This window comes from Nocardia sp. NPDC059195 (assembly GCF_042754695.1).
Lineage (GTDB): Bacteria > Actinomycetota > Actinomycetes > Mycobacteriales > Mycobacteriaceae > Nocardia.
In genome coordinates, this window is sequence record NZ_JBHZBG010000004.1 from 136,435 (window position 1) to 162,119 (window position 25,685).

20 protein-coding genes and 1 pseudogene are annotated in these 25,685 nt (G+C 65.3%); 10 read left to right on the top strand and 11 right to left on the bottom strand.

Annotated elements, in window-relative coordinates:
• Positions 1 to 92: 92 nt before the first annotated feature.
• Entirely contained in the window at positions 93 to 491 is a 399-nt protein-coding gene (locus ACFXKN_RS07735; protein WP_378952596.1) for a DUF4870 domain-containing protein, read from the top strand.
• Positions 492 to 684: 193 nt separating this feature from the next.
• On the opposite strand, the gene ACFXKN_RS07740 is transcribed toward ACFXKN_RS07735, so the two are convergent.
• The 4 genes from ACFXKN_RS07740 to ACFXKN_RS07755 form a co-directional block, all read right to left on the bottom strand.
• Positions 685 to 1,251, bottom strand: a complete 567-nt coding sequence (locus tag ACFXKN_RS07740) for a hypothetical protein (RefSeq protein ID WP_379432747.1) — start codon at positions 1,249 to 1,251, stop codon at positions 685 to 687.
• Positions 1,252 to 1,909: 658 nt separating this feature from the next.
• The gene (locus tag ACFXKN_RS07745) at positions 1,910 to 2,251 is read right to left on the bottom strand and encodes a helix-turn-helix domain-containing protein (RefSeq protein ID WP_378952602.1); all 342 of its coding nucleotides are present in this window, start codon (positions 2,249 to 2,251) and stop codon (positions 1,910 to 1,912) included.
• Positions 2,248 to 2,631, bottom strand: coding sequence for a type II toxin-antitoxin system RelE/ParE family toxin (locus tag ACFXKN_RS07750; RefSeq protein ID WP_378952605.1), 384 nt, complete (start codon positions 2,629 to 2,631; stop codon positions 2,248 to 2,250). Before ACFXKN_RS07750 ends, ACFXKN_RS07745 begins: the two co-directional genes overlap by 4 nt.
• Positions 2,632 to 3,800: 1,169 nt before the next feature.
• Positions 3,801 to 4,391: a TetR/AcrR family transcriptional regulator gene (locus ACFXKN_RS07755; protein ID WP_378952608.1), complete on the bottom strand. Its 591-nt coding sequence runs from the start codon at positions 4,389 to 4,391 to the stop codon at positions 3,801 to 3,803.
• A 166-nt stretch (positions 4,392 to 4,557) separates the two neighbouring features.
• On the opposite strand from ACFXKN_RS07755, the gene ACFXKN_RS07760 reads away from it, so the two are divergent.
• The 4 genes and pseudogenes from ACFXKN_RS07760 (at position 4,558) to fadD8 (ending at position 9,660) form a co-directional block, all read left to right on the top strand.
• The gene (locus ACFXKN_RS07760) at positions 4,558 to 6,270 is read left to right on the top strand and encodes a DUF3556 domain-containing protein (RefSeq protein WP_379432748.1); all 1,713 of its coding nucleotides are present in this window, start codon (positions 4,558 to 4,560) and stop codon (positions 6,268 to 6,270) included.
• 1 nt (position 6,271) lies between these two features.
• Positions 6,272 to 7,771, top strand: a complete 1,500-nt coding sequence (locus tag ACFXKN_RS07765; RefSeq protein WP_378952614.1) for a phytoene desaturase family protein — start codon at positions 6,272 to 6,274, stop codon at positions 7,769 to 7,771.
• Positions 7,772 to 7,831: 60 nt separating this feature from the next.
• A pseudogene (locus tag ACFXKN_RS07770) lies at positions 7,832 to 7,909 on the top strand (hypothetical protein); the annotation flags it as partial.
• A gap of 143 nt (positions 7,910 to 8,052) precedes the next feature.
• Positions 8,053 to 9,660 (top strand): fatty-acid--CoA ligase FadD8, encoded by a 1,608-nt coding sequence (gene fadD8 / locus ACFXKN_RS07775; RefSeq protein ID WP_378952617.1) that lies wholly within the window; start codon positions 8,053 to 8,055, stop codon positions 9,658 to 9,660.
• 233 nt (positions 9,661 to 9,893) lie between these two features.
• Here the strand turns inward: fadD8 and ACFXKN_RS07780 are convergent, their stop codons facing one another.
• Positions 9,894 to 11,069, bottom strand: a complete 1,176-nt coding sequence (locus ACFXKN_RS07780; RefSeq protein ID WP_379432749.1) for a PucR family transcriptional regulator — start codon at positions 11,067 to 11,069, stop codon at positions 9,894 to 9,896.
• Between the two features lie 184 nt (positions 11,070 to 11,253).
• Between ACFXKN_RS07780 and ACFXKN_RS07785 the strand changes: the two genes are divergently transcribed.
• The 3 genes from ACFXKN_RS07785 to ACFXKN_RS07795 all read left to right on the top strand — a co-directional run bounded on the left by ACFXKN_RS07785 (position 11,254) and on the right by ACFXKN_RS07795 (position 15,625).
• Positions 11,254 to 12,477 (top strand): PucR family transcriptional regulator, encoded by a 1,224-nt coding sequence (locus tag ACFXKN_RS07785; RefSeq protein WP_379432750.1) that lies wholly within the window; start codon positions 11,254 to 11,256, stop codon positions 12,475 to 12,477.
• A 162-nt stretch (positions 12,478 to 12,639) separates the two neighbouring features.
• A complete protein-coding gene (locus ACFXKN_RS07790) occupies positions 12,640 to 13,839 on the top strand; it encodes a PucR family transcriptional regulator (RefSeq protein ID WP_378952626.1) in 1,200 nt (399 codons plus the stop codon).
• A 232-nt stretch (positions 13,840 to 14,071) separates the two neighbouring features.
• The gene (locus ACFXKN_RS07795) at positions 14,072 to 15,625 is read left to right on the top strand and encodes a long-chain fatty acid--CoA ligase (RefSeq protein WP_378952629.1); all 1,554 of its coding nucleotides are present in this window, start codon (positions 14,072 to 14,074) and stop codon (positions 15,623 to 15,625) included.
• A gap of 88 nt (positions 15,626 to 15,713) precedes the next feature.
• On the opposite strand, the gene ACFXKN_RS07800 is transcribed toward ACFXKN_RS07795, so the two are convergent.
• Both ACFXKN_RS07800 and ACFXKN_RS07805 read right to left on the bottom strand, forming a co-directional pair.
• The gene (locus ACFXKN_RS07800; protein WP_378952632.1) at positions 15,714 to 17,546 is read right to left on the bottom strand and encodes an acyl-CoA dehydrogenase; all 1,833 of its coding nucleotides are present in this window, start codon (positions 17,544 to 17,546) and stop codon (positions 15,714 to 15,716) included.
• Entirely contained in the window at positions 17,543 to 17,974 is a 432-nt protein-coding gene (locus tag ACFXKN_RS07805) for a nuclear transport factor 2 family protein (RefSeq protein ID WP_378952635.1), read from the bottom strand. The genes ACFXKN_RS07800 and ACFXKN_RS07805 overlap by 4 nt, the downstream gene beginning before the upstream one ends.
• 231 nt (positions 17,975 to 18,205) lie before the next feature.
• Between ACFXKN_RS07805 and ACFXKN_RS07810 the strand changes: the two genes are divergently transcribed.
• A complete protein-coding gene (locus ACFXKN_RS07810) occupies positions 18,206 to 20,236 on the top strand; it encodes an FAD-dependent oxidoreductase (protein ID WP_379432751.1) in 2,031 nt (676 codons plus the stop codon).
• A 67-nt stretch (positions 20,237 to 20,303) separates the two neighbouring features.
• Here the strand turns inward: ACFXKN_RS07810 and ACFXKN_RS07815 are convergent, their stop codons facing one another.
• Together ACFXKN_RS07815 and ACFXKN_RS07820 are read right to left on the bottom strand one after the other, a co-directional pair.
• The gene (locus ACFXKN_RS07815; protein WP_378952643.1) at positions 20,304 to 21,761 is read right to left on the bottom strand and encodes an NAD-dependent succinate-semialdehyde dehydrogenase; all 1,458 of its coding nucleotides are present in this window, start codon (positions 21,759 to 21,761) and stop codon (positions 20,304 to 20,306) included.
• The gene (locus ACFXKN_RS07820) at positions 21,758 to 22,906 is read right to left on the bottom strand and encodes a zinc-binding dehydrogenase (protein ID WP_378952955.1); all 1,149 of its coding nucleotides are present in this window, start codon (positions 22,904 to 22,906) and stop codon (positions 21,758 to 21,760) included. The genes ACFXKN_RS07815 and ACFXKN_RS07820 overlap by 4 nt, the downstream gene beginning before the upstream one ends.
• A 107-nt stretch (positions 22,907 to 23,013) precedes the next feature.
• Between ACFXKN_RS07820 and ACFXKN_RS07825 the strand changes: the two genes are divergently transcribed.
• Entirely contained in the window at positions 23,014 to 23,610 is a 597-nt protein-coding gene (locus tag ACFXKN_RS07825) for a QsdR family transcriptional regulator (protein ID WP_379432752.1), read from the top strand.
• A gap of 15 nt (positions 23,611 to 23,625) precedes the next feature.
• Here the strand turns inward: ACFXKN_RS07825 and ACFXKN_RS07830 are convergent, their stop codons facing one another.
• Complete coding sequence (locus ACFXKN_RS07830; protein WP_378952647.1) at positions 23,626 to 24,189, bottom strand: PadR family transcriptional regulator; 564 nt, start codon at positions 24,187 to 24,189, stop codon at positions 23,626 to 23,628.
• 178 nt (positions 24,190 to 24,367) lie between these two features.
• Complete coding sequence (locus tag ACFXKN_RS07835) at positions 24,368 to 25,243, bottom strand: dienelactone hydrolase family protein (protein ID WP_379432753.1); 876 nt, start codon at positions 25,241 to 25,243, stop codon at positions 24,368 to 24,370.
• Positions 25,244 to 25,685: the final 442 nt, after the last annotated feature.

Genomic DNA, 25,685 nt, shown 5'->3' on the forward strand with positions numbered 1-25,685 from the left:
CGGCCCGGTCTGGGCTCCGGCTGGTCCGCGGTCTGTGGTTTCGTGCTGAAAGTTGGGATCGGTAGGCGGCGAGTCTGGCATCCACTTACCCCATGACATCTTCTCAGCTTCCCTCGAACCAACCACAGCCCGCTGGCTTGAACAAAAAGACCAGCGCGATCCTGTCGTACGCGCTGGGCTGGCTCACCGGAATCACCTTCCTCTTTGTGGGAAAGAACGATCCCGATGTGAAATTCCATGCCGCGCAGTCAGTCGTCTTCTTCGGGGCGGTCTCGGTGCTCAATATTGTTCTGAGCGTCGTCGGCTCGCTCCTCGGAGCCCTGGGGATCATCCTCAGCCTCGCCGGACTCGCACTCGCGGTCTTCGCCGTCGTTGTCTGGATCATGGCCATGGTCCAGGCGAACAACAGCGGCGGTGTCCGCGCGGAGCTTCCCATTGTCGGAAAATTCACTGCCCCGTATGCCGATAAATTGGCCAGTTCGGTCAAGTAGCGGCGTATTCGAGGTCCCCGCACGGCAGCCGGACGCAAGACTCCGAAGATCAACGGCCCGAGGCTATCTCGGGCCGTTGACGTCCGCACGAAACGCCGTACCGGCGGCCTTCCTGACCGCGCTAGGCGGGTCCGCAGAGTTTGGTGTCAGCGGAGTTTCAGCGAGCAGGCGCAGGTCGCGATGTAGAGCACCGTCATGGGCATGTCATGGGTTCGGGAATTCCTTTTCGTTGGGCGATGTCGGCGGTGAAGACGACCATGATGTCGTCGGTGAGGTTGTAGAAGCTCGGCGTGCCAGCGGGTTCTGACCGGCCCGAAGCGATCCAAATGGTGTGGGCGCCAACGGTCATTCGGACTGCGGCTGGGACGTGAAGTCCGGGGTCGAAGTCGCGAAACCAGCAGAGGTCGGCGTGGGAGATCGGTTCGCCGATCAGTGGGGCCCAGCGTGGATGGGTGGCCATGGGTGCTGGAGCCGGGCCGTCTTCGGCGATTCGGATGAATTCGGAGATAGGGCGAGTAAAGATTTCGAGGTGGTATTGGGTGAAGCTGCTGTTCCAGATCGCGGAGTAGAGCTGCCCGGTGTCGGTGGCCAGTTCAACGCCCATGCAGGGTTCGTGCCAGTCGCCGTAGTCCCATTCTTCGGGTTGGTAGGTGTCGTCGTCGATTAGCACGGGCAGGGTGTAGTAGGTGACGCCGGTGAGGCGTTGTCCGCGCAGGCCAGCCACTGTTTGTTCGAGCTCGGCGGTGGTTGTCGTGGCCACAGCAGGTCCTGTCGGTTGGGCGATATCGAGCGCAGCGCGGGTGCGGGTCGCGGTATTTCAGGGTGGCAGGTCACGCAGGGGCGGGCGAGTCAATTTTCAAAGGCTGCTCGGGTTCGGACGACGAGTCACGCTGTCGAGCACGGCCGATCTTCGCCAGAGGCGTTGTCTCGCAGTAGCTCCAAAGCACATCTATCGCGAAGATGCTGCGGGACTATCCGGGTCGACCACAGGGCCGACGGATTGCCCCTTCGCGTCCAGTATCCATGCGCCAGAAGCGAATCCGGCGTGTTTCAGCGTTGTCGTCGATCGCGAACCTACACCCGCCTCACCCAGGAGTTACAAGATCTCGTGAACCAGGGCAAGATCAAACACACCACGAAGGACTTCCGAAGTTGACCCCCACTGACGACGACGCTGCGACCCGCTTACTCGGCGAGTATCGCCGGGCAGGCGGGTATGCCGACACGATCCCGGAAATCGGCAGCCGCCTGCAGAACTCGCCAGCCGCGGCACCGGCTCCCGTTCGCTGAGCCCCGGGTATCGGGATGCGATGACCGTCGGCACGGCAAGGACCAGTCGCCCGCGCGGGTGCGCCCCAATCCTGGTGTTCGCTCGGTAGAGCTCACCGACCGATGAACCTAGCGTGGCTGTGGTGGGCTCAGGCGGCGTCGGTGTGGTGACTGGTGAAGCTCACCTGGGTTTCGTCGGCATCGAGGGCGATGTTGAGGGTGGCGTCGAGGGCATCGGCGAGTTTTGCAAGCAGTGGCAGGGTAGGGACGGTGTCGGAGCCTTCGATGCGCGAGATCTTCGCTTGGGTCAGGCCCGCACGTTCGCCGAGCTCGGCTTGCGTGAGACCGAGTTCAGTCCGGCGGTCGAAGACGGCTCGAGCAAGTGCCATGGAGAGTTGGATCTCACGGCGGGCCTCGGCAACGTCGGCGGGTTCGGTGTAGCCCTCGGTGAGTTGACGTTCCCGGAGGGACTTCCGGCGGGTATGGCTCATCGGTCCAGTTCTCCCCTCTCGATCGTGCGGACGAATTCTTGATGGGCGGGTTCGTGTTCGGCCTGGCAGGTTTGTTGTGCCAGTTTCGCTCGTTTGACTTCGATGTCTTCGCGCATCTTGGTCTTGCGGAACACGGTCAACAGGACGACGCGACGTCCTGGTGCGAGCCAGTAGGTGATGCGGATCGCGGCGCCGTCCAACGTTGGACGTAACTCGCGGACTCCGTCGCCGAGGTATCGAGCGAAGGGTTCGCCGAGGGTCTCTGCGCGTTCGGCGAGGAGGCCGACGTATTCGTCGACCTCGAGGAAGTGCTTGGCTGGTAGTGCTTGTAGCCAGTCGCGCACTTCGGGCTCGATCTCGATGGTGAACAGTTCACCCATGACCTCATGCTATATGTCGTCAACAGCATATCGCAAGCGGGTGGCGAAGGTTACGCCAACTCGACATGGCCGTCCAGCACACGCCGCTCGACCTACAACACGGAAACAACACGGATTCAGCGGGAAGTAGCGGGATCGGTTGGGATACAACGGGAACACCTTCAATGGCGAATCCGCAAGTGATAGGTTCTTTTGGGAATCGATGAGAAACATTGGGGTGCAACAGAATTCAATGGCAGGTTGCTGGTTCGAGTCCAGATGGGGGAGCATTTACCAGGGCGAACCCTCGCTACAGGAAACAACATCTGTCACCGTTTCAGTCAAAGTTGAAACCGCCTCGGCTCGGTAAGATTGCATCCCTAAACCCCGGCGGTCTCAGGACCACCCTTCAGATCGCACGCGCCCATAGGGTTCGGCGGGATGTGCCAACGGTGCGCAGCCAGCCTCGTGGGCTGAAATCAGGAGGGGTCGAACCATGAACAGCGCGTGGCGAGCCGCCGGTTTTTCCGTCGGCTTTGCAGCAAGCGATCGCGGTCTCGTCGGGGCTCGCGTCAGCCAACCCGGTGTTGATAAGCGGCGACCCGGCCCCCGGAGTCCAGGGCTCCCTGTACCTCGACGATGCCAGGGACCCCGCTTGGACGAGCGCGGTGTTCGCGACAGCGGGGATAGGGACCGCCGTCGTACCGCCGGGATTGGGCGTTGTCACCCACCCCGGCGGTTATGTCGGATTCGGTCCCGCACTCCCGGGGTTCTATTCGGGACCCGCCGGCGTCAGTGGGCTCTGCTTCAATGCCGCCCTCGAGCTCACTGCAATCACCGGGAACGTGGGGTAAGCCAGGTAGCCAGCATCTTTGGTGGGATCTCGAGTCTCGCGGCGACTTCGTATGTCAATGCCCTGTTTGATTTCGTCGCGGATGATCGCCGGGCAGCCGATGCGCCCCTGACAGACGTGCCCCGGCGGTATGCAGGATTATCTGCCGCCGAACGGGTTCGAACCGATCGATGCCATTTCGCTGATCGAGTTCTGCCTACTGGTACCGGCGGCGTTAACGGAAGCCGCCGCGGTCCGGCGCCAGCGGAAGCGCAAGCACCCCAAGAGCCACCGGAAGCGCAGGCGAGATGGCGGAGTCCCTGTTCGTCGGTCGCGATGGTGGGGTGGCAGTAGGTGTTCAGCGTGACGATGGGCTGAATACCGGACCGAGAAACGTTTGCAGGTAGGCCGTCAGGGCCTCTCGATCGTTCACGTCGACTGCCGATCCCGGCGTCCCTACCAGGGAGACGAGTATCCGGACCAGCCATTCCGCTGCCCCGGGCAGGTCGAGGTCCGCGCGGGCCAGTCCGCGTCGCTGGGCGTCACGCAGCCGGTCCACCCAGAAGCCGGACAGCTGCGCGACCACGTCCTGGGAGTACGTGCCCATGATCTCGGCGTACTCGTGTGGTTCCCGGGCGGCCAGTTCAACGGCCAACGGCCCCAAGGGATTCTGCTTCGACAGCACGACCGCCTCGGTCAGCATGCCGGACACGCTGTCCTGTCGCGCGATCCGATCGGCCGCATCCTCCCAGAAGTCCGCGCCCCGGCGGATCAGCGCTGCCGAGAGCAGTGTCGCCTTGTCGGTGAAGAACCGGTACAGGTAGGCGCGGCTGACATCGGCTTCCTGGGCCACGGCGCGCACGGTGGTGCGGCGGATCCCGTCGCGTGCCAGACAGAGTTCGGCGGCGTTCAGAATGCGGTCGCGCACGACGCTGGAGTCGGGTTTCATGGCCGCTCGATCATAGGCGTCGAAAAGTTCGGAGAACTTTTTTTGTAGACACTTATACCAAAGTGTCTACAAGGCGCTACCTTGTCCACCATGACCGGCCGCACGGCGTCCCGGTCGGCCGACCGAGGCAACGTTGCGTCGGGACGGTGAGCGCTACGGAGGACATATGGGATTCCTGCTACCGGTGGAACCGGACATCGATGCGGACGAGTTGCGCCGCAGCCCCCGACCCACCCAGATGCGCATCCTCTCGGAGAACTACCTCTCGCAAGGTTTCGGGACACCCGATGTGGTGTACGTCGGCTATCTCGTGAAGATCGCGCTATTCATCCTCGGCGCAGCACTTTTCGCGTTGACCACACCCGGCGTGGACGGCCTGCTCGACATCGGCCAGTGGTGGACCCTGCCGGTCGTGTGGCAGAAGGTTGTGCTCTGGTGCATCCTCTTCGAGGTCACCGGCCTTGGCTGCGGATTCGGGCCACTGAACCTTCGCTTCCTGCCTCCGCTGGGTTCGTTTCTCTACTGGTTCCGCCGCGGAACCGTCCGGATGCCGCCGTGGCCCGGACGGGTCCCGCTCACCTCCGGGCACCGGCGCGGCGTCGTCGACATCATCATGTACGCCGCATTGCTCGTCGCGCTGCTAGGAGCGTTGGTCTCCGCACCCGCCGCCGGGACGGTTCAGCTGCCGTGGCAGCCGGTGGCCGTGGTCCTGGGACTGCTCGCGGTCATCGGACTGCGTGACCGGACCATCTTCCTGGCAGCCCGAGCGGAGGTCTACGGCGCGATCGCCGTGACCTTCCTCGTGCCGTTCCCCGACTCCCTCGTGGCCGCCGAGTTCGTCCTGCTGTGCATCTGGTGGGGTGCGGCGGTCTCGAAGCTCAACGTGCACTTCCCGTCGGTGGTGCAGGCGATGGAGGCGAACAGCCCGCTGTGGCGAACCAAGCGCGTCAAGCATCTCGTCACCAAGTCGCACTCCAATGACCTGCGCCCGTCCGGGCTCTCGAAGTTGCTCGCCCACAGCGGAACCGCGATCGAATTCGTCGTCCCGCTCGTGCTGATCCTCTCCGGCGGCGGCACCCTCACGACGTTCGCCGCGACCGCGATGATCCTGTTCCACCTGCACATCATCGTGACGATCCCGATGGGGACACCCCTCGAGTGGAACGTCTTCATGATCTTCGCCGTGCTGACGGTGTTCGTGGACAAGGCGTCCCTGGGGCTCGACGACCTCGCTCATCCCGCGGTCCTGTTGATTCCGGCGGTCAGCTTCCTGCTCATGATCCTGGGCAACCTGTTCCCGGAACGGATCTCCTTCCTGGTCGGGATGCGTTACTACGCCGGGAACTGGGACACCACCGTCTGGTGCCTCTCACCCAGCGGCGAGCAGAAGCTGGCCGACGGCACGATCCGCTTCGCGATGCTGCCGCACCGCCAGTTGGCGAAGGTCTACGGCAGTGAGGACGAGGCCCGGGCCACGCGGCTCACCGGTTTCGCGTTCCGCGCGATCCACACCCACGGTCGCGCGCACGCGGCCTTGCTGCCCCGACTCCTAGCGGACCGGCCCGCGCCGGAGTACGTCGAACTCGACGGCGAGACGGTGGCCGGCGTCGTGCTCGGTTGGAACTTCGGCGACGGTCACCTGCACTCGGAGCAACTCGTCGAGACGCTCCAGGACCTGTGTGCCTTCGAACCGGGTGAACTGCGGGTGCTGGTCTTGGACGCCCAGCCGATCCACCGGCAGACCCAGGCCTACCGGTTGCTCGACGCCGCGACCGGTGAGTTCGAGCGGGGCACGGTGCGGGTAGCGGACATGGTCAACCGGCAACCGTGGGCCGACGACATGCCGGTGACGGTCACCAGCGACGCTCGGGCGCGCTGACATGGCGAACGCGCGAACCGCGGTCGTGGTCGGTTCCGGCCCCAATGGGCTGGCCGCCGCCGTCCGGCTGGCCGGGCACGGAGTGCGGGTGACGGTGCTCGAAGCTGCCGAGAACCCGGGGGGAGGCGCGCGCACGAGTGAACTGACGCTGCCCGGATTGCTGCACGATGTCTGTTCCGCGGTGCACCCGTTCGGGGTCGCCTCCCCGTACCTGGCGACCCTGCCGCTCGCCGAACACGGCCTGCGGTGGCGGTGGCCCGAGATCGACCTCGTCCATCCCCTGGCGGACGGATCGGCCGGCGTGCTGGTCGGCGACGTCGACCGCACGGCCGCCGGAATGGGTGCCGACGCGGACGCCTGGCGTCGGGTCTTCGGGCCCCTCGCGCGCACCTTCGATACCCTCGCCCCCGAGGTGCTCGGACCGCTCCTTCGCGTGCCCAGGCATCCGGTCGCCCTGGCCAGGTTCGGACTCCGGGCCGGACTCCCGGCTACCGTCCTGGCCAAGGCATTCCGCACACCTCAGGCCAGAGCCCTGCTCATGGGGTGCGCGGCGCATCTGTTTCAGCCGCTGAACCGTCCGCTGTCGGCGTCGGTCGGCGTTATGTTGATAGCGGCCGGGCATCGTCACGGCTGGCCGGTAGCGGAGGGCGGTTCGCAGGCAATCACCTCGGCGCTGGTCTCCCTCCTGCGGGAGCGCGGCGGAACGATCGAGTTCAACACTCCGGTCAGGTCGTTCGCGGATCTGCCACCCGCCGACGTGACGCTGTTCGACACGACTCCGCAGGCGGCCGCCGAGATCCTCGGTGAGCGGCTAGGCAGCCGACGCCGACGCCGATACCGGTCCTACAAGTTCGGCCCGGCCGCCTTCAAGGTGGACCTGGCTGTGCGCGAGGGAATCCCGTGGACCAATGAATCCGCGCGTCGGGCCGGCACGGTCCACCTGGGTGGCACCGCTGGCGAGGTGGCGGCCGCGGAGGCCGCCGTCGTCGCGGGCAGGATGCCGGAGCGACCGTTGGTGCTCGTCGGGCAGCAGTACCTGGCCGATTCGACCCGATCGGTCGAGGGAGTCCATCCGGTCTGGGCGTATGCGCATGTCCCGTCCGGCTACGACGGGGACGCGACGGAGGTTGTGCTGGACCAGATCGAGGCGTACGCGCCCGGTTTCCGCCGCCGGATCGCCGCGGTGCATGCCACCTCGCCGGCGGAGTACGAGAATTACAACTTGAACTACGTCGGAGGCGATATCGGGGGCGGGGCGAACACGCCGCTCCAGATGGTCGGCCGACCGGGGTTCGGGCTCGACCCGTACGCGACCGGGGTCGACGGCATGTTCCTGTGCTCGGCCTCCACCCCTCCTGGTGCCGGCGTGCACGGCATGTGCGGGGCAGGCGCCGCCGCCAGCGCGTTGCGAAGTCTGGGCATCGACGTGCAGCAGATCGGACGCCGACTGATTTACCCGCAACGAACTCATCACCTACGAGGCCCTTGGCCTGTGCGGTGAGGTGAGTCCGGTGCATTCGCCGAATCCGCAACCACCTACGGCGGCTCGGTCGTCGTCAACCCGTCCGGCGGCCTCATCTCCAAGGGTCACCCGCTCGGCGCGACCGGCCTCGCCCAGGCCACCGAATTGTCTTGGTAGCTGCGCGGTCTCGCGGGCGAACGCCAGGTCCAGGGTGCCCGCACGGCCCTCGCGCACAATCTAGGTCTCGGTGGAGCGGTGGTCGTCACCCTCTACCGCGGCTACAACGCATAACCCATTACCCTCGGAGTGGAGTAACCAAAATGACCAGCATCGATCCCGATACCCGGCTCCGCATGCCCGTGCACAACGGGCACGCACTGGTGGCCGGGTTGCGCCGGAACAAGCACAAGCCGGTGCTGACCCTCGGTGACGCCGTGCTCACCGGCGGTGACGTCCTGGACGCCATCAGCTGCTATATCGACGCCTTCGCCGAGCACGGCGTGGTGTGCGGTACTCCGATCGGCGTCCTCGCACTGAATCGACCCGAAGTACTGTTCACCATCGGTGCTGGTCAGATCGCCGGTCACCGCCGGACCGCGCTGCACCCCATCGGCGGCCTGGACGACCACGCGTATGTGCTCGCCGACGCGGGCATCACCACGCTGATCCTCGATCCGGTTCCGGCGTTCGTCGAGCGCGCCCGCGCGCTGGTCGACATGGTGCCGGGACTGAACCGGGTCCTGGTGCTCGGCCCGGTGCCCGAGGCGCTGTCCGATGTGGGCATCGACCTCCTGGCTACCGCTGATAAGTTCTCCCCGCGCCCGGTGCAGGCCGTCGAATTGCGGCCCGAGGATGTCATTTCCATCGCCTATACCGGCGGTACCACCGGAAAGCCCAAGGGCGTCATCGGTACGTCGCAGGCCATGGCGACCATGACGCAGATCCAGCTCTCGGAGTGGGAGTGGCCGAAGAACCCCAAGTTCCTCATCTGCACCCCACTCTCGCACGCGGGCGCGGCGTTCTTCCTGCCGGTCGTGCTGCTCGGCGGTCAGGCGATCGTACTGCCGCGTTTCGAGCCGGGTGAGGTGCTCGCGGCGATCGAAGAGCACAAGATCAACTCGACGATGCTGGTGCCGTCCATGCTGTACGCGCTACTGGACCACCCGGATTCGCACACCCGCGACCTGTCCTCGCTCGAAACCGTGTACTACGGTGCGGCCGCGATCGATCCGAATCGCCTGCAGGAAGCCATCGATCGCTTCGGGCCGATCTTCGCCCAGTACTTCGGCCAGTCCGAAGCACCCATGGCCATCAGCTACTTGGGCAAGGACGAGCACGACGAGGCACGACTCACCTCGTGCGGTCGCCCGTCCAATGCGATCCGGGTGGCCCTGCTCGATGACAAGGACAATGTCGTCGCTCCGGGCGAGGTCGGCGAAATCTGTGTCTCCGGACCGTTATTGGCGGGCGGATACCTGAATCTGCCCGAGGTCACCGCGGAAACCTTCCACGACGGCTGGCTCCGCACCGGCGACCTGGCCCGCGAAGACGAGGACGGGTTCCTGTTCATCGTCGGGCGCAGCAAGGACATGGTTGTCACCGGCGGCTTCAATGTCTTCCCCCGCGAGGTGGAAGACATTGTCTCCGAACACCCCCGGGTGCGCAACGTGGCCGTGGTGGGCGTCCCCGACCCGCACTGGGGCGAGGCAGTCACCGCGGTGCTCGTGCTCGACAAGGACACCGCCGCCGATCCCGCGGCCGTGGAGACCGTGACCGCCGAGATTCAGGCAGCGGTCAAGCGACGCAAGGGTTCCGTGCAGGTCCCCAAGCATGTGCTGCTGGTTGACGAGCTGCCGCTCACCGGCCTCGGCAAACCCGATAAGAAGGTCATTCGAGTACTCGCGGCCGAACGCCTCGGCCTCGCCTAGTCACGCTTGATCGGCGGTCGGCGGCGACATCCGCAAGGATCGCAGCTGCCGAGTGCCCCAGCGAACACTCACCACGATTTAGCGTCCACCATTTTGCCCCACGCCGACAATCCGACCCGAAGGGTCGTCGTGATCTCGCCACCCAGTTGCGACGTCAGATCTGCTCAACGCGCGGAAAGCGGTGGGAGCGCATAGAACCGGAAACCCGATTGGGAGACATGACCTAGTCCTCGTCATGCGGCCTCGGTCAAAGCAATGGTGCGGCATTGCCAATTCACGATGCTCATCAGGTCGAGTCGACGGTCGGGATCGTCGATGGGTCGGCCCATCAGCTCGGTGATACGGCGCAGCCGATAGCGGACGGTTTGGCTGTGGATGCCCAGTCGCTCGCCGGCGACGAGGGCGTTGCCGCCGCATTCGAGGTAGGCCAACAGTGTTTCCAGCAGCGGTTGGGCTCGCTGAGGCGGCAACGCTGCCAGCTGACCCAGCAGTTCCCGTGCTGAGGCGTCCATCAGATCCTCGGCCATCGAGGCGGAGATCGTGGCCGCGTGCTCGACGCAGCGCAGGCCGTGACCGGCGGGGAGAATCCCGCGCTCGATCAGAGTGATGGCATAGCTCGCCCACTGCAGCGACTGTGCGCCCTGGGTGACCGTCGCGGTCGGCCCGATTGCCACGTGTCGCGGCCGGGTGAGGTTGACGAGCTGCCGGATCAGATGCGGCCGACCCGGATCGGGCACGATCAAATAGGGCGTCGATGCCTCCCAATCGACCAACACGTCGGGGGGCAGGATGGCGTGGCACCGCCCGCCGTTTCGGGCGAGAGCCATCACCGCGATCCGTTTCGGAACCGGCCACGACGCTGCTCGCGCCGCCTCGTGGATCTCCTCGAGTTCGGGCTCCCGATCGCGAATCAGTAGATTTCGCAAGCTTGTTCGATGTCGGTCGCGGTCGGTCACCACCTGTCCCTGTTGCCGGAGATACCCCTGGTTGGCAGCCTCCATGGCCGTGGCGATCAGCGCGAAAAGCCGGTCGGTGAGCGTGGCGAGAACCTCCTCTGTCCAGCCATGGCGATAGGCGGCACTGATGAATCTGCGGCAGGCGACGTGCCCGCCGACCTGCAATGCGGTCTGCAGCGCTTCCAGATCACGTTCCTGATTGCTCAGTTCCGCGCCGAGTCGCCGGTAGAGCGAGGTCGCCGCCGACCAGATCGGCGGTTCGCAGGTGAGCTCGTCGAGGAAGCCGGTGATCGTCTCGTCGATGATCGCGTGTAGCGACCAGCTGGTCGCGGCTTCCCAGGTGTCGGCGATGCCCGGAGCTCGGAGCCGGAAATCCCGCTCGATCTCGTCGATCACGTCAGCGGTGCGCGACCGGAGCAGATCCGGCAGCTGTCGGTCGAGTTGTGCGGTCATCGCGCCCTCCCACCATCACGACGGCGCGTCCGGTTTCCCACACGGCGTCGTCGCCCGGACAGGTAATCTCGGTACTAGTTGACAAGTTGAGTATTCAATCTATCTCGTCCGTAACCTCTTCGTGACATTTTCGGCCGAGCCGAGACCGACACAGCTCACCGGTGCGGATGTCCCGGAGGTCCCAGTGCGGTACAACCTGATCGATCACGAACTCACCGAATCCGAGTCCGCCGAGGTCATCGCGTTGTTGCGGGCGCACAACGCCGAGGTGTCGCTAGCCGCCATCGAAGCGATCGAAACCCAGCTGGCCGATCAGCTACGCCCCCTCGGCCGCCGCGACCACGAGATCGGCGCGTTGATCGTCCAGTGGTGCAACACAAAGTTTCTCGATCTGCTCGAAGACGACGAGACTCCACTGACCGACTTGCGAGCGTTCCTGCGCGAAGTGGGCCGCACGGATGCGGCGGAGGGCTTCGCCCCCGAGCTGCGACAGACGGCTTTCCGGATCGGCACCGGGGTAGCCATCGCGCGCTTCGCCGAACTCTCGATGACTTTGCCGGCAGTGACGGCGGCGACGATCGGGCAGGTGGCCCAGCAGGTGCTGATCTTCCAGAACACGGTCATGGCGGCGCTCCGTGAGGGCTACGCCGATGTCGGCGCAGGCGGCGAACGGACCCGGTTGCGCAGTCGGTTGCTCGAACTGCTCATCGACCCGGCCCCGGACCTACCCGCCATCCGTGCCGCGGCGGCCGCGGCCGATTGGCCACTGCCGGAAGCTATCGCGGCCGTCGCGGTCGACGAGTGGACCCGCGATCCCTATCGACGATCCGATATCGATCTCCCGAGCAGCTGGGTGTCCGGCCTACACCTCGAACAGCAGTGCTTCCTCGTGACCGACCCCGGCGGCCCGGAAACTGCCGAGGCACTGCGCACCCTGCTGCACGGCCGGATCGGTGCCATCGGTCCGACCGTCGACCCGAGCGGGGTCGCCGACTCGCTGAACTGGGCGCTCCACACACTGAATCTGGTGCGGGACAGACGAATTCGATCCGAGGGACCCGTTCGCGCACTCGACCACGTCCCCGACCTGCTGATCTCGCGCAACGGCAACCTCGTGGCCGAGTTGGCCGCCGAACACCTGGCTCCGTTGGCGGGTGACGGCCCCGAACCGTACCGTCTCGCCGAGACCCTGCTCGCCTGCCTCGAATGTCGATTCAACGCCCCGGCCGCAGCACGGCGGCTAGGCGTCCATGCCCAGACGGTGCGGCATCGCATCCGCCGACTCAACGAGCTCTTCGGCGAGGACTTGCATCTGCCCGATCGCCAGCTGACTCTGCAGATCGCGGTCCGGCATTGGCTCATGACTCATGGGCCCGACAATCCCGACGTTCTTCGCGCATCTCGGTGACAATCCTGAGCTCCGAGGTATCTCGACGATGACAGCCTTGCTCCGCGGTGAGTAATCGGGGCTCGAAACTCCGCCGTCCATGGTGAAGAACCCGAACCCCTAGCCGCGCAAAGATTTCTCTCGCACCACCGGCACCGGTTCGTGGTGCGAGAGGAAGTCATGATGACGATCCCGCTGGACAGCGCGCCGACGTGGCGACCGTTGCGCGACGTGCGAAACCTCACCGCTCGGCTCGTCGCCCACTTCGTCGACAACGTCGCGGCCTGCGCGACTATGCCGGGCGACGCGATCTCCGGCGACATCACCACCGTCACTCGAATGTGTGTGGAGATCGTGGGCGGGGTCATCGACGGCAACGACGTGAGCGTGAAGATGAACCGGCTCGCGGTCGCCGCGGCGGGGTGGGCGCACGAAGGCGTGCCGATCGACGCCATCCTGCACGCCTTCTACGAAGGCCTGCGCCTGAGTCTGGACTTGGCGCACGACCAGGGCGCCGACCTCGACCGAGAAACGCTGATCGACGGATTCAATACGGCCATGGCGATTTCGGATCTGCTGTGCACGACAGTGGCGCGCGCCTACGTCAAGGAGCACCGCGTAGTAGCGGCCCAGCATCACACCGCGGTGCACACTTTGACCTCCGCGCTGCTGGCCGGACAGCCGACCGCGACAATGTCGCGCGAATGCGGATTCAGCGTCGCCAGCGCCTATCGCGTTGTGGCCCTGTCGATCCGGGCACACCCCGACGAACACGACAAGCGGCTCGACGCCGGCGTCGTGGCTCGACGCAAACTACGGCGGGTGCAATCCGTGCTCGCGCAACGCTACGGCGAGCCGATCCTGTCGTTGTTGTCGGTCAACGGCGGCACATTGCTGATCCCCTCCGAGTTGGCCGACGAGGACGCCCTCGACACGCTGATCGCCGAGCTCGCGCAGGCGGCTCGCGCCGAGATCATGGCGGCGCTGATCAGTGCGGAGGCAGCAGACATCCCGGACGCGGCGAAGCGGGCCCACGAACTGCTCGACATCGTGGAACGCCTGGATTGCCTGCCGGGGCTCTACCGATTCGATGATCTGGCGCTGGAGTACCAGCTGACTCGGCCGGGGCCGGGCCGGGCAAGGCTCGGCGAGATTCTGGAGCCGCTGGACCAGTACCCCGAATTGTTCGAAACCCTGCGGGTGCACGTAGCCAACAACATGAACCGTCAACTTACGGCGCGCGTGATGCACATCCACACCAACACCGTCGACTACCGCATGCGCCGTATCGCTCACCTCACCGGCGTCGACCCGGTCAAATCCTCCGGTCTGTGGCAACTGCGCTCGGCAATGGTCGCGCGCAGCTACCACCGCGGACTGTGACGGTTCGGCGAATGCGCTGCCGGCCGTCTCCGTGATCAGCCGACTTCACATACTGAACTATTTGCCTAATCCTGTTTCGTGGACACCAGTGTTACCCATGCCATACTATCGCATTCGCACCTACTAAAATAAGTGAGTATTGGAGTCAGGATGTACAGAAGTCGTCACCGACGTAGCTCTTCGCCGACGGTCTCAGCACCGCGGCACGCCGACCGAGGACAGGACGCCTGACATGCTCAATCTCGCAGTTCTCCTGGAAGACGCCGCACGCAACCACCCAGCGCGAGACGCCCTGGTGCTCGGCGATGTTCGCCGCACCTACGCCGAGATCGATGCCGCCGCCAACCAAGTGGCTGGGCTTCTGGTCGAGCGTGGCGTCCGGCCAGGCGACAAAGTCGCGCTGTCGTGCCCGAACACCCCATGGTTCCCGATCGTCTACTACGGCATCCTCAAAGCCGGTGGCGTCGTGGTTCCGTTGAACGTGCTGCTCAAAGCCAGGGAGATCGGCTACCACCTGCGCGATAGCGACGCGGTGGCCTACTTCTGTTTCCAGGGCACGATCGATCTGCCGATGGGTACCGAGGGTCGGGCCGGGTTCGACGAGGCCGACGGCTGCGAACACCTGTTCGTCATCACCACCGATTCGTCCGCTCCGTCACCACTGCCGGGGATCGAAACCTTGGCACAGGCTCTCGCGGGTCGTTCGACGAGTTTCGAATCCGCCGCAACGGAATCGACGGATTCCGCCGTCGTGCTCTACACCTCCGGCACCACCGGCCAACCCAAAGGCGCCGAGCTGACCCACGCGAATCTCGTGCTCAACGCGATGACCTCCCAGCGGCTGGTCAGCGCACCCGACGGTGCCGAGGTTCACCTGATCGCACTTCCCCTGTTCCACGCCTTCGGCCAAACGCTGCAATTGCACACCGCGTTCGCCTCGGCCGCGACCGTGGTGCTGATGCCCCGATTCGCGCCGCAAGAGGCGTTGCAGCTCATGCGCGACGAGTCGGTGACCCACTTCGCTGGTGTCCCGACGATGTATCACGCCCTGCTGGGTGCGCTGGTCGACGTCGATGCACCCGAAACATTCACCAAGACCCTGCAATTCGCGATCTCGGGCGGCGCCGCGATTCCGGTCGAATTGCTCCGGCAGATCACCGAACGGCTCGGCGTTCGAGTGCTCGAGGGCTACGGATTGTCGGAGACGTCGCCTGCGGCTTGCTTTTCACCACTGGACGGACCGAACCGGCCCGGATCCATCGGCAAGCCGATCTGGGGAGTGCAGATGAAACTGATCGATGCCGATTGGGCGGAAATTCCGGACGAACCCGCAGCGATCGGCGAGATCGCGATCAAGGGTCACCCGATCATGAAGGGCTACTACAACCGGACCGAAGCCACGGAAGAGGTCCTGCGCGATGGCTGGTTCCGGACCGGTGACCTCGCCCGTCGCGATGCCGACGGTTATTACTTCATCGTCGATCGCGCCAAGGACGTCATCATCCGCGGCGGTTACAACGTCTATCCCCGCGAGATCGAAGAGGTGCTGATGACCCACCCCGCGGTGTCGCTGGTAGCGGTTATCGGTGTCACGCACGCGACTCTCGGTGAGGAGATCAAAGCGGTTGTACTCAAGATCCTGGGTGACACGACCTCCGAACAGGAGCTGATCGACTGGGGCAAGGAGCAATTCGCTGCCTACAAGTACCCGCGAATCGTCGAGTTTCGCACCGAGCTCCCGATGACCTCGACCGGGAAGATCAAGAAGCTGGAATTGAGTAGTTAGCAGGATCGCCGATGCCCGGGCAAATCATTGCCCGGGCATCGGCGTCTCGCGCCCAACGGCGCACAGCATTCGTCGTCACGCCGCGCCTTCAGAACACGGCTTCGTCGACCCGCATGATGTCGTTGTCCAGGTCGGACAGAATCGAACGCAGTGCGTGCAGGTCGGGTAGCACATTTCGGGCGAAGTACTGCGCGACCGTGACTTTGCCGAGATAGAACCCCGTGTCGGTGCCGGGCGCGGGATCACGCAGGACCCCGAGCGCGATCTCGGCGTGCTGCAGCAGCCGCCAGCCGACCAGTAGATCCCCGACGGCCAGCAGATACCGTACCGACGCGAGCCCGACCGTATACAGACCGCGCGGTTCCGCACCGGCAGCCAGGACATGCGCGGTCAGGGTCGCTGTCATCGACTGCACGTCGTCGAGCGCCGCGGCGAGCAGCACCCGCTCGTGCTTCAACTCCGCGGCACCGGCCGGGTCCTCGGCGAACTTCACGATCTGCTGCGAAAGGTGTGTCAACGCCACACCGCGGTCACGAACGATCTTGCGGAAGAAGAAGTCCTGCGCCTGAATCGCGGTCGTGCCCTCGTAGATCGAGTCGATCTTCGAGTCGCGCAGATACTGCTCGATCGGGTAGTCCTGCAGATAGCCCGAACCGCCCAACGTCTGCAGCGACTCGGCGAGGTAGCGGTAGGCCCGCTCCGAACCGACTCCCTTCACCACCGGGAGCAGCAGGTCGTTGACACGCGCGGCCAGCTCCGGATCAGCACCCGAAACATGGTGTGCCAGTTCTGGATCCTGGTGTGCGGCGGTGTAGAGGTATATCGCCCGCAGGCCCTCGGCATACGCCTTCTGCAGCATCAGCGAACGCCGCACATCTGGGTGAGCGATGATCGGCACGCGAGGGGCGTTCTTGTCGGCGGCTCGGGTCAGATCCGCGCCTTGTACCCGGGACCGCGCATAGGTGAGCGCGTGCAGATATCCGCTGGAAAGAGTCGCGATCGCTTTGGTGCCGACCATCATTCGCGCGTGCTCGATGATGTGGAACATCTGCGCGATGCCGTTGTCGAGTTCACCGACCAGCCACCCGGCAGCGGGGACGCCGTGCACGCCGAAGCTCAACTCGCAGGTCGCCGAGACCTTCAGACCCATCTTGTGCTCGACGTTGGTGACGAACGCGCCGTTGCGCTCGCCCAGCTCGCCGGTGTCGGGGTCGAAACGGAACTTCGGAACGAAGAACAGTGACAGCCCCTTCGTCCCGGGCCCGGATCCCTCGGCGCGCGCCAGGACCAGGTGCACGATGTTGTCGAACAGATCGTCGGAATCGGCCGAACTGATGAACCGCTTCACACCCTCGACGTGCCAAGTGCCGTCGGGTTGGCGAATCGCCTTGGTACGCAATGCTCCGACGTCGGAGCCCGCCTCGGCCTCGGTCAGCACCATGGTGCCACCCCAGCCCTGCTCGACGGCGGTCCGCACGATCGCACGCTGCAGGTCGCTGCCGTGCGCGAACACCGACGATGTCCCGGGTCCCAGCGCGTAGATATAGGCGGCGGGATTGGCCCCGAGAACCAATTCGCTCAGCGCCCAGTACACCGCGCGCGGCAGGGGCATCCCGCCGAGATCGGACGGTAAGCCCAACCGTTCCCAGCCCATCTCGCGCAATGCCCGGAAGCTGTCCTTGAAAGACTCGGGCAAGGTGACGGAGTGTGTCTCGGCGTCGAACACCGGCGGGTTGCGATCGGCATCGGCGAACGAGGCACCGAGCCGACCTTCGGCGAGGCGTCGCAGTTCCTCCAGCATGTCCAGCACCGAATCGGTGTCGAGGTCGCCGAACACGCCGGCGTCGAGCAACTCGCCGAGGCCGAGGACCTCGAACAGATTGAACGTCAGGTCCCGGATATTGCTCTTGTAGTGCGTCACTGCTGCTCGGCCCCGGCATCGACGGCCTCGCGTTGCACTTGCTCGGCCGCTTCGGCCTGGATGCGCGGGTACTGCGCGGCCATCGCCTCGCTCAGCGCCTTGGCCGCCGAGAGCGGACGCACCATCACGGTGAACTCATCGATCTTGCCGTCTTCATCGAGATGCAGGAAGTCGCAGCCGGACACCTGTTTGCCATCGACGGTGGCCTCGAACAGGAAAGCGTGATCGCGGCCGCCGGCATCCTCGATCTCACGGACGTAGTGGAATCCCTCGAACACTCGCGTCACACCACGCAGGATCGCCGCGGTGATCGGCTTGCCGGGATACGGATTGAACGCCACCGGGCTACGGAAGACCACATCGTCGGCGAGTAGCGCCTCGAGCGCGACCATGTCTTCGGCCTCGACGGCCGCACGGAATGGATGCATCGCACACCTCGTATTCAAATTGTTGAGTAAACCATTCGAACAGTACCCAGCCCTCGAAGGTTTGGTCAACAAGCTGGGACAACCGACCGCATCTCGGATACACCCCGCCTTGCCGCACGTTGTGGACACCGATTCACTACAAACGCTATCCTGCCAACCTAGTAACCAATTTGAGTATCTGAACGCTTGTCAGCGAAGCCAACTTCCTGGAAATGATCGGTAGGTCACTCGATGAACACGACGCACTATCCGCACCTGCTCGAACCGCTCGACCTGGGCTTCACCACGCTGCGCAACCGCGTGCTGATGGGGTCGATGCATGTCGGGCTCGAAGAAGCACCCCAGGGCTTCGACCGGATGGCCGCCTTCTACGCCGAACGCGCACGCGGCGGCGTCGGCCTGATCGTCACCGGCGGTATCGCGCCCAACGAGCAAGCCCGCCCCTATCCGGGCGGGGCGATGCTGACCGAGGAGTCCGAGGCGGACCGCCATCGCATCGTCACCGACGCCGTGCATACCGCCGGCGGCAAGATCGCCATGCAGATCCTGCATTTCGGGCGCTACGCCCACCACCCCGACCTGGTCGCACCGAGCTCGTTGCAGGCCCCGATCAGCGCGTTCCCGCCGCGCGGACTCACCGACGCCGAGGTCGAACAGACCATCGAGGACTTCGCGCGCTGTGCCACGCTCGCCAAGCTCGCCGGATACGACGGGGTGGAGATCATGGGATCGGAGGGCTACCTGATCAACGAGTTCATCGCCGCCAACACCAACAAGCGCACCGACCGCTGGGGCGGCGGCTATGAGAACCGAGTCCGATTCCCGGTCGAGATCGTCCGCAAGGTCAGGGCCGCGGTCGGCGACGACTTCATCGTCATCTACCGGCTGTCGATGCTCGACCTCGTTCCCGACGGTTCCACCTTCGACGAGGTCGTCGATCTCGCCCAGCGGATCGAAGCCGCGGGCGCCACGATCATCAACACCGGAATCGGCTGGCACGAGGCGCGGATCCCCACCATCGCCACCTCGGTGCCGCGCGGTGCGTACGCGTGGGTGACCAAGAAGCTGATGGGTGCGGTCTCGATACCGCTGGTAACGAGCAATCGCATCAACACCCCGGACAAGGCCGAAGAACTCCTCGCCGACGGCTACGCCGACATGGTGTCGCTGGCCCGGCCCTTCCTCGCCGACCCCGAATTCGTGAACAAGGCCGCGGCGGGCACGCCCGAACGCATCAACACCTGCATCGGCTGCAACCAAGCCTGCCTGGACCACACCTTCAGCATGAAAATCACCTCGTGCCTGGTGAATCCGCGTGCCTGCCACGAAACCGAGCTCGTTCTCGCTCCCACCCGCAGACGTAAGCGTCTCGCCGTGGTCGGCGCGGGCCCCGCAGGCCTGGCTTTCGCCACCACCGCGGCTGAACGTGGCCATACGGTCACGCTCTTCGACCGTGCCGCAGAGATCGGCGGACAGCTCAATATCGCCCGCCAGGTTCCGGGCAAGAGCGAGTTCGACGAAACGCTGCGCTACTACCGGCATCGTCTCGCCGAGACCGGAGTTCGGCTGCTCCTCGACATTCCGGCCACCGCGCGATGGCTCACCGATGGGTCCTTCGACGAGATCGTCCTCGCCACCGGGGTCATCCCGCGGATTCCGGATGAGCTCCCCGGCGTCGACCATCCGATGGTGTTGAGCTACTTGGACGTGCTGCGTGACAAGGCGGTCGTCGGGAATCGGGTGGCGGTGCTCGGTGCAGGCGGTATCGGCTTCGATGTCGCCGAATTCCTCACCGCGCCCGACCCCGCCTCGGAACCTGATATCGCCACTTTCCTCGCCGAATGGGGCGTGGACGCCGAACACCGTGAACGCGGTGGCCTCACCGGCGTCGTGCGGACGGCGTCGGCGCGGGAAGTCACTCTGCTGCAGCGTAAGTCGAGCAAAGTCGGTGCCGGACTCGGCAAGACGACCGGGTGGATCCATCGCACCGAACTCAAACACCGTGGCGTCACCATGGTCGCCGGGGCACAGTATGAACGCATCGACGACCTCGGGCTGCACTACCGGCTCGACGACACCGCGCACGTACTCGAGGTCGACAACATCGTGCTGTGCACCGGCCAAGAGCCCAACCGAGAGCTGCACTCGGAGCTGATCAGCCAGGGCATGAGTGTTCATGTCATCGGCGGCGCCGACGTTGCCGCCGAGCTCGACGCCAAACGGGCTATCGATCAGGGAACCCGTCTGGCCGCGGCGATCTGATCCGCTCCCCCGGCTACCACCGAAGCAGCCGGTCGGCATCGCGCCGACCGGCTGGTTCGGTTCCCGGTTAGGACAGGCGCAGCGCGAGGTACTTGGCCTCGAGGTACTCGTCGAGACCGGTGCTGCCACCCTCGCGACCGAGCCCGGAGGCTTTGACACCACCGAACGGCGCCGCCGGGTCGGAGATGATCCCGGTGTTGATGCCGACCATGCCCGATTGCAGACCTTCGGCGAAGGTCATCGTCTCACCGAGATTCTCGCCGAATACATAGGCGGCCAAACCGGATTCGGTGTCGTGGGCGAGAGCGAGCGCTTCGTCGACATCGGTGAAGCTGCGGACCGGAGCAATGGGGCCGAAGATCTCCTCGCGCCACACCTGCGCCGCGGGATCCACCTCGGTGAGGACTACCGGACGCGCGAAATAGCCTGGACTGTCGGGCAGTTCGGCGGTCATGTGGACTCGGGCACCGCTTGCCACCGCGTCTTCGATCAGCCAGTGCATCTGATCGACCGCGGCCCGATCGATCAGTGGCCCGAGCGCGGTCGCCGGATCCATGCCGTCGCCGATCCGCAGCGCCGACATCCCCGTGGCCAGCCGCTCGGTGAACTCCGCGGCCAGGGATTCGTGCACGAGAAAGCGATTGGCCGCCACACACGCTTGGCCGCCGTTGCGCATCTTGGCCGTCAACGCACCGGCGACGGCCTTGTCCAGGTCGGCGGAGGCCAACACGACGAACGGCGCGTTCCCACCCAGTTCCATCGAGGTGCGCAGAATGCGCTCGGATGCCTGGGCCAGCAGCTTGCGGCCCACCCCGGTGGAACCGGTGAAAGTGAGCTTGCGCAGGCGCTCATCGGTGAGGATGGTGGTCGCGACCGCGGCGGATCGACTCGTGGTGACGCAGTTGACCACGCCGGCGGGTACACCGGCGTCCTGGAACACGCGCATCAATTCCAATGCGGTGAGCGGTGTTTGGGAGGCGGGCTTGAGCACGATGGTGCACCCGGCGGCCAGCGCGGGCGCTACTTTGCGAGTCACCATGGCCAACGGGAAGTTCCACGGCGTGATGGCGAGCACCGGACCGACCGGCTGCTTCGTCACCAGAATTCGTTGTCCGCCGGTGGGTGCCCGGAAGTACTCGCCGCCCGCCTGCACACCCTGCTCGGCGAACCACCGCAGGAACTCGGCACCGTAGACGACCTCGCCGCGCGCTTCGGCATACGGCTTGCCCATCTCCAGCGTCAGTATCTGCGCGATCCGTTGCGCCCGCTCGTGCAGCAGGTGGAAGGCCTTCATGAGGATGTCGGATCGGGTGCGAGGATCTGTCGCGGCCCAGCTGTTCGCGGCAGCGGCGGCGGCATCCAGCGCGGCCGCGGCGATGTCGGGGCCGCCATCGGCGACCGTGGCGATCACTGCACCGGTGGCGGGGTCTTCCACCGGCAGGTGCGCGTCGCCGGTGTGCCATTCGCCGCCGATGAACTGACCGTTCGGCAGCCCGTCACACAGCTTGTCGAGAGTGCGGGTCATGGGAGCTCCTGATCTTGCTGGTCGATGACGATGATCTGGCGGATGGCCGTGCCGTCGGCGAGAGCGTCCATCGCGTCGTTGATGGCGGTGAGCTCGATGCGGGCCGAGATCAGCCGTTCCACCGGCAACTTCCCCGCCCGCCACAGCTGTTCGTAGCGCGGAATATCGCGTGCCGGAATCGCCGAGCCCAGATAGCTGCCGACCAGGGTGCGAGCCTCGGCGGTGAGGCTCAGTGGTGGCAGCGTGATCGTGGCGTCCGGCGACGGAAGCCCCACCGTGACGGTCGTACCGCCGGGTCGGGTTGCGGCGTAGGCGGTTTCCAGCGCCGCGGGATGTCCCGCGCACTCGATGACGTACTCGCAGCGGATACCCGAGGCGAGGACCTCGTCCGGTGTCATGGCTTCGGTGGCGCCGAGCGACATCGCCGTGTCGAGTTTGTCGGTGACGCGGTCCACCGCGACGACCCGTTCGACGCCGATCGCCTTGGCCACCAACAGTGCCGCCATCCCGACACCGCCGAGCCCGACCACCATCAGACTGTCCGACGGTTGCGGCCGCGCGACGTTGATCACCGCTCCCCCGCCCGTCAGCACCGCGCATCCGAACAACGCCGCGACTTCGGCGGGCACGTCGTCGCCGACCACCACCAGCGATGCGCGATCCACCACCGCGTGGGTGGCGAACCCCGACACCCCGAGGTGGTGGCGCACCCGCCCGCCGTCGCGGGCCAGATGCCCTGGATGGTGCAGCAGTTCCCCGGCCGCATTGGCGCGGGTGCCTTCGGTACACGGCAGTCGGCCGTCACGACTCCAGTCGAGATCGCTGTGACCGCAGGCGTCGCAGGTCCCGCAGCGGGGCAGAAACGTCATGACCACCTGACGACCGACGGCGACATCGGTCACCGCCTCGCCGACTGCCAGTACGGTGCCTGCCGCCTCGTGCCCGAGCAGCATGGGCAGTGGCCGGGGGCGGTTGCCGTCCACCACGCTCAAATCGGAGTGGCACACCCCGGCCGCCTTGATCGCGACCAGCACCTCAGTGGGGCCGGGACCGTCGAGATCGAGGTCGCACACAGTGATCGGGCGAGTCTCCCCGTAGGGGCGAGATCTGCCGGTTTCCTCGAGCACCGCTCCTCGAATGCGCATCATGCCGAATATGATACACAGAGCACTGTGTGTCTCAAATAGCCTTTTCGGGTGGCTGCGCCCGAGCGTTGACCGGCGTCATCGGCGCGGGCTCCTATGCTTTCCGGGTGATACGCGCAGAGGGGTCAAGGGCGCCGGGGCGACCGGCATCAGCGAGCCCGGAGGACGTACTGAAGGCCGCCGCCCGCACGTTCCTGGCAGGCAAGCGGCTCGACGTGAATGCCATCGCCACCGAGCTCGGCGTCGCTCGTGCCAGCATCTATCGATGGTTCGGGTCTCGCGACGGGTTGCTCGGGGCGGCCATCGTCCGCCAGCTCGAACGCACCGTGGCCTACGCCGACCGGCTCACTCGGGCCACCGGCAGCGAGCGGCTGAGCGAGGTGCTCGACCGCACCATCCACCTGCTCGTCGAAGACGATTCGCTCCGTGCCTATTTCGACAACGAGTCGACCGCGGCCTTGCGACTGATCACCCGCGGTGACGGGCAGGTACACCAGGCGGCCGTGGCTACCGTCGAGAAACTGATCGAACAGGCCCAAGCGCACGGCTATCGCCCACCGATCGACTCGGCGACGCTGGCCTACGCACTGGCGCGCTTGTGGGAAGCGTTCCTCTACAACGACGCGGTGGCCGGCTTCCGTGGCGACGTGGAGCGGCTACAGACAGTCCAAACAGCGCTGTTGCGTGCGCATCCGAACTGTTGATCTCGCAGATGCCGCTCAAACCTGAGCGACGATGCGACGGTCGATGACCGCCAGTGCGAACTCGGCCCAGCGAATGTTCTCCTGCTCGAAGGAGATTCCCCGCATCAAGGTCAGGTAGGGGCCGACACGTTCAGCTTCCTCGAGATAGGCCTGTTCGGTGCGACCGGCGAGCAGTCGGGTACGGAGCCGTTCGTAGCGGGCGAGTTTACCGACCGACCACTCCCGCTTTTCGGCGACCGCGGCGCGCACGGCAGGCGCGTCCTGGGTCTGCATGCTCTGCACTCTGACCATCAGCTCGTCGCGGATCGCGGGCGGTTTGTAGTCGCTGGCGGCGAACTCGTGGAGTGCGGCGTATCCGGCTTCGGTGATGGAGTGCAATCGCTTGTTCGGCCTGCGTTCCTGCAGGACGACCCGCGTATCGATGAGGCCGTCGGTAGTCATCCGCTCCAGCTCCCGGTAGAGCTGCTGGGGCGTGGCCATCCAGAAATTGGCGACCGATGCGTCGAACCCCTTCGCGAGGTCGTAGCCGGAAGCCTCACCGTCCAGTAGGGCGGCGAGGATCGCGTTGCGTAGTGCCATCATTGCATCGTAGCACCCGATACTAATCAATTCGATGCCCACATTGCGTCGCCTTACTGGCCATATAGCTGGATCATTTCGCAGCCATCTGGACAACTAGTTTGCTGAATCCGAGGGATCTCGCGGCGGTGGTTGCCATCGGGAAGGGCCGGCATCAGCCGACCCTTCCCGATGTCGCTCAGCCCAGCGGGCAGGTATTGCGATATTCCTGAAATTCTGCCGACTTCGACGGTCCGGGGCAGAGGAACTGGTCGTAGCGAGTGTCGTTGTCGACGAACCGCTTCAGCCAGGACAGGGTGGACTTCGTGTTGGTGGCGTTGGCCTCCACCGGCTTGAAGTGGTTGCCGCTGTTGTACTCCAGGTACGCCTTGTCCCTGGCGTTGGTCAGGTGGTCGTAGAAGGGCTCGGCATGTGCGCCGGTCGGCGCGATGACGTCGTCGGCGGCGCCGATCAGCAGCGTCGGTGTGGTCACCTTCTGCAATGCGGAGTAGGGCTCCCAGGGCGCGAGACCGACGGCGGCTTTCAGCGCCGGCCTGTCCTCGGCGGCACGCAGCGCGCCACCACCACCCATGGAGAACCCGACCACGGCGGTCCGGGTGGGATCGATGCGGTCCTTGTACTGACTCTGCGTGGTCAGCCAGTCGATGGCGCCGAGCAGCTGCTCACCGCGGGATTCAGGAAGATCCAGCGTGGTGTTCGTCTCGAGGGTGATCACGACGAACCCCTGCGAGGCCAGGCGTGGACCGAGCCAGCTGATGATGGACTCGGGATTGGTGAAGCCAGGGGCCACCGCGACGGCGCCGAAAGTGCCCTGGTCGGTGGCCGTCGGGTAGTAGACGGTTCCCTTGTTGAATTTGTTGCTGGCTCCCGAAGGCGCCGGGGCCTGCGCGATGGCGAATGACCCCTTCTCGGCGGTCACGCTCGCCTCGGTGGGATTCGGGCCCTTTTCATAGGGGTTGTCGGCGGCATGGGATGGCGTGACAACTCCGAGCGACACGGCGATGGCCGCGACGAAGGGTGCGATCCGGAGCCACTGAATAGTCTTGCTGGACAAGGAATTTCCTCTCGCCTTTGAGTGGTGCGAGGGAAATACTGCGCGGTGCCGAACCGAGAATCTGCGCAGCGGGCGACGATCTTTTCCAGCCTGGACGCGCATCGCCGAACAACAGTGTCACCGCGGTGCGCCCACGGGTACACGGCCAGTCATCGCGGTGAGCGCCGAGCAGGGTGCAGTCGTCGGCGGGCGGTGAATTTCGTAGTGCACGAGTTCGACTGCGGCGGCCAGGAAATCGGCAGCTGGTTTCCGGAGTCGGGTGCCTGAATATCGCCCTCGATCTGCGAAAACTGCTGGAACTCAAGCGATTTCGCAGCTGTCGCTGGTACCGTAGATGGGTCGGTGTTTCGTTCGAGGAGGTTGTCATGACCGCTTATGTGAAGGTTCTGATCGAGAAGATCATTGGGGGTGCGGATGCCGAAGCGCAGGGTGTGCATCCGTA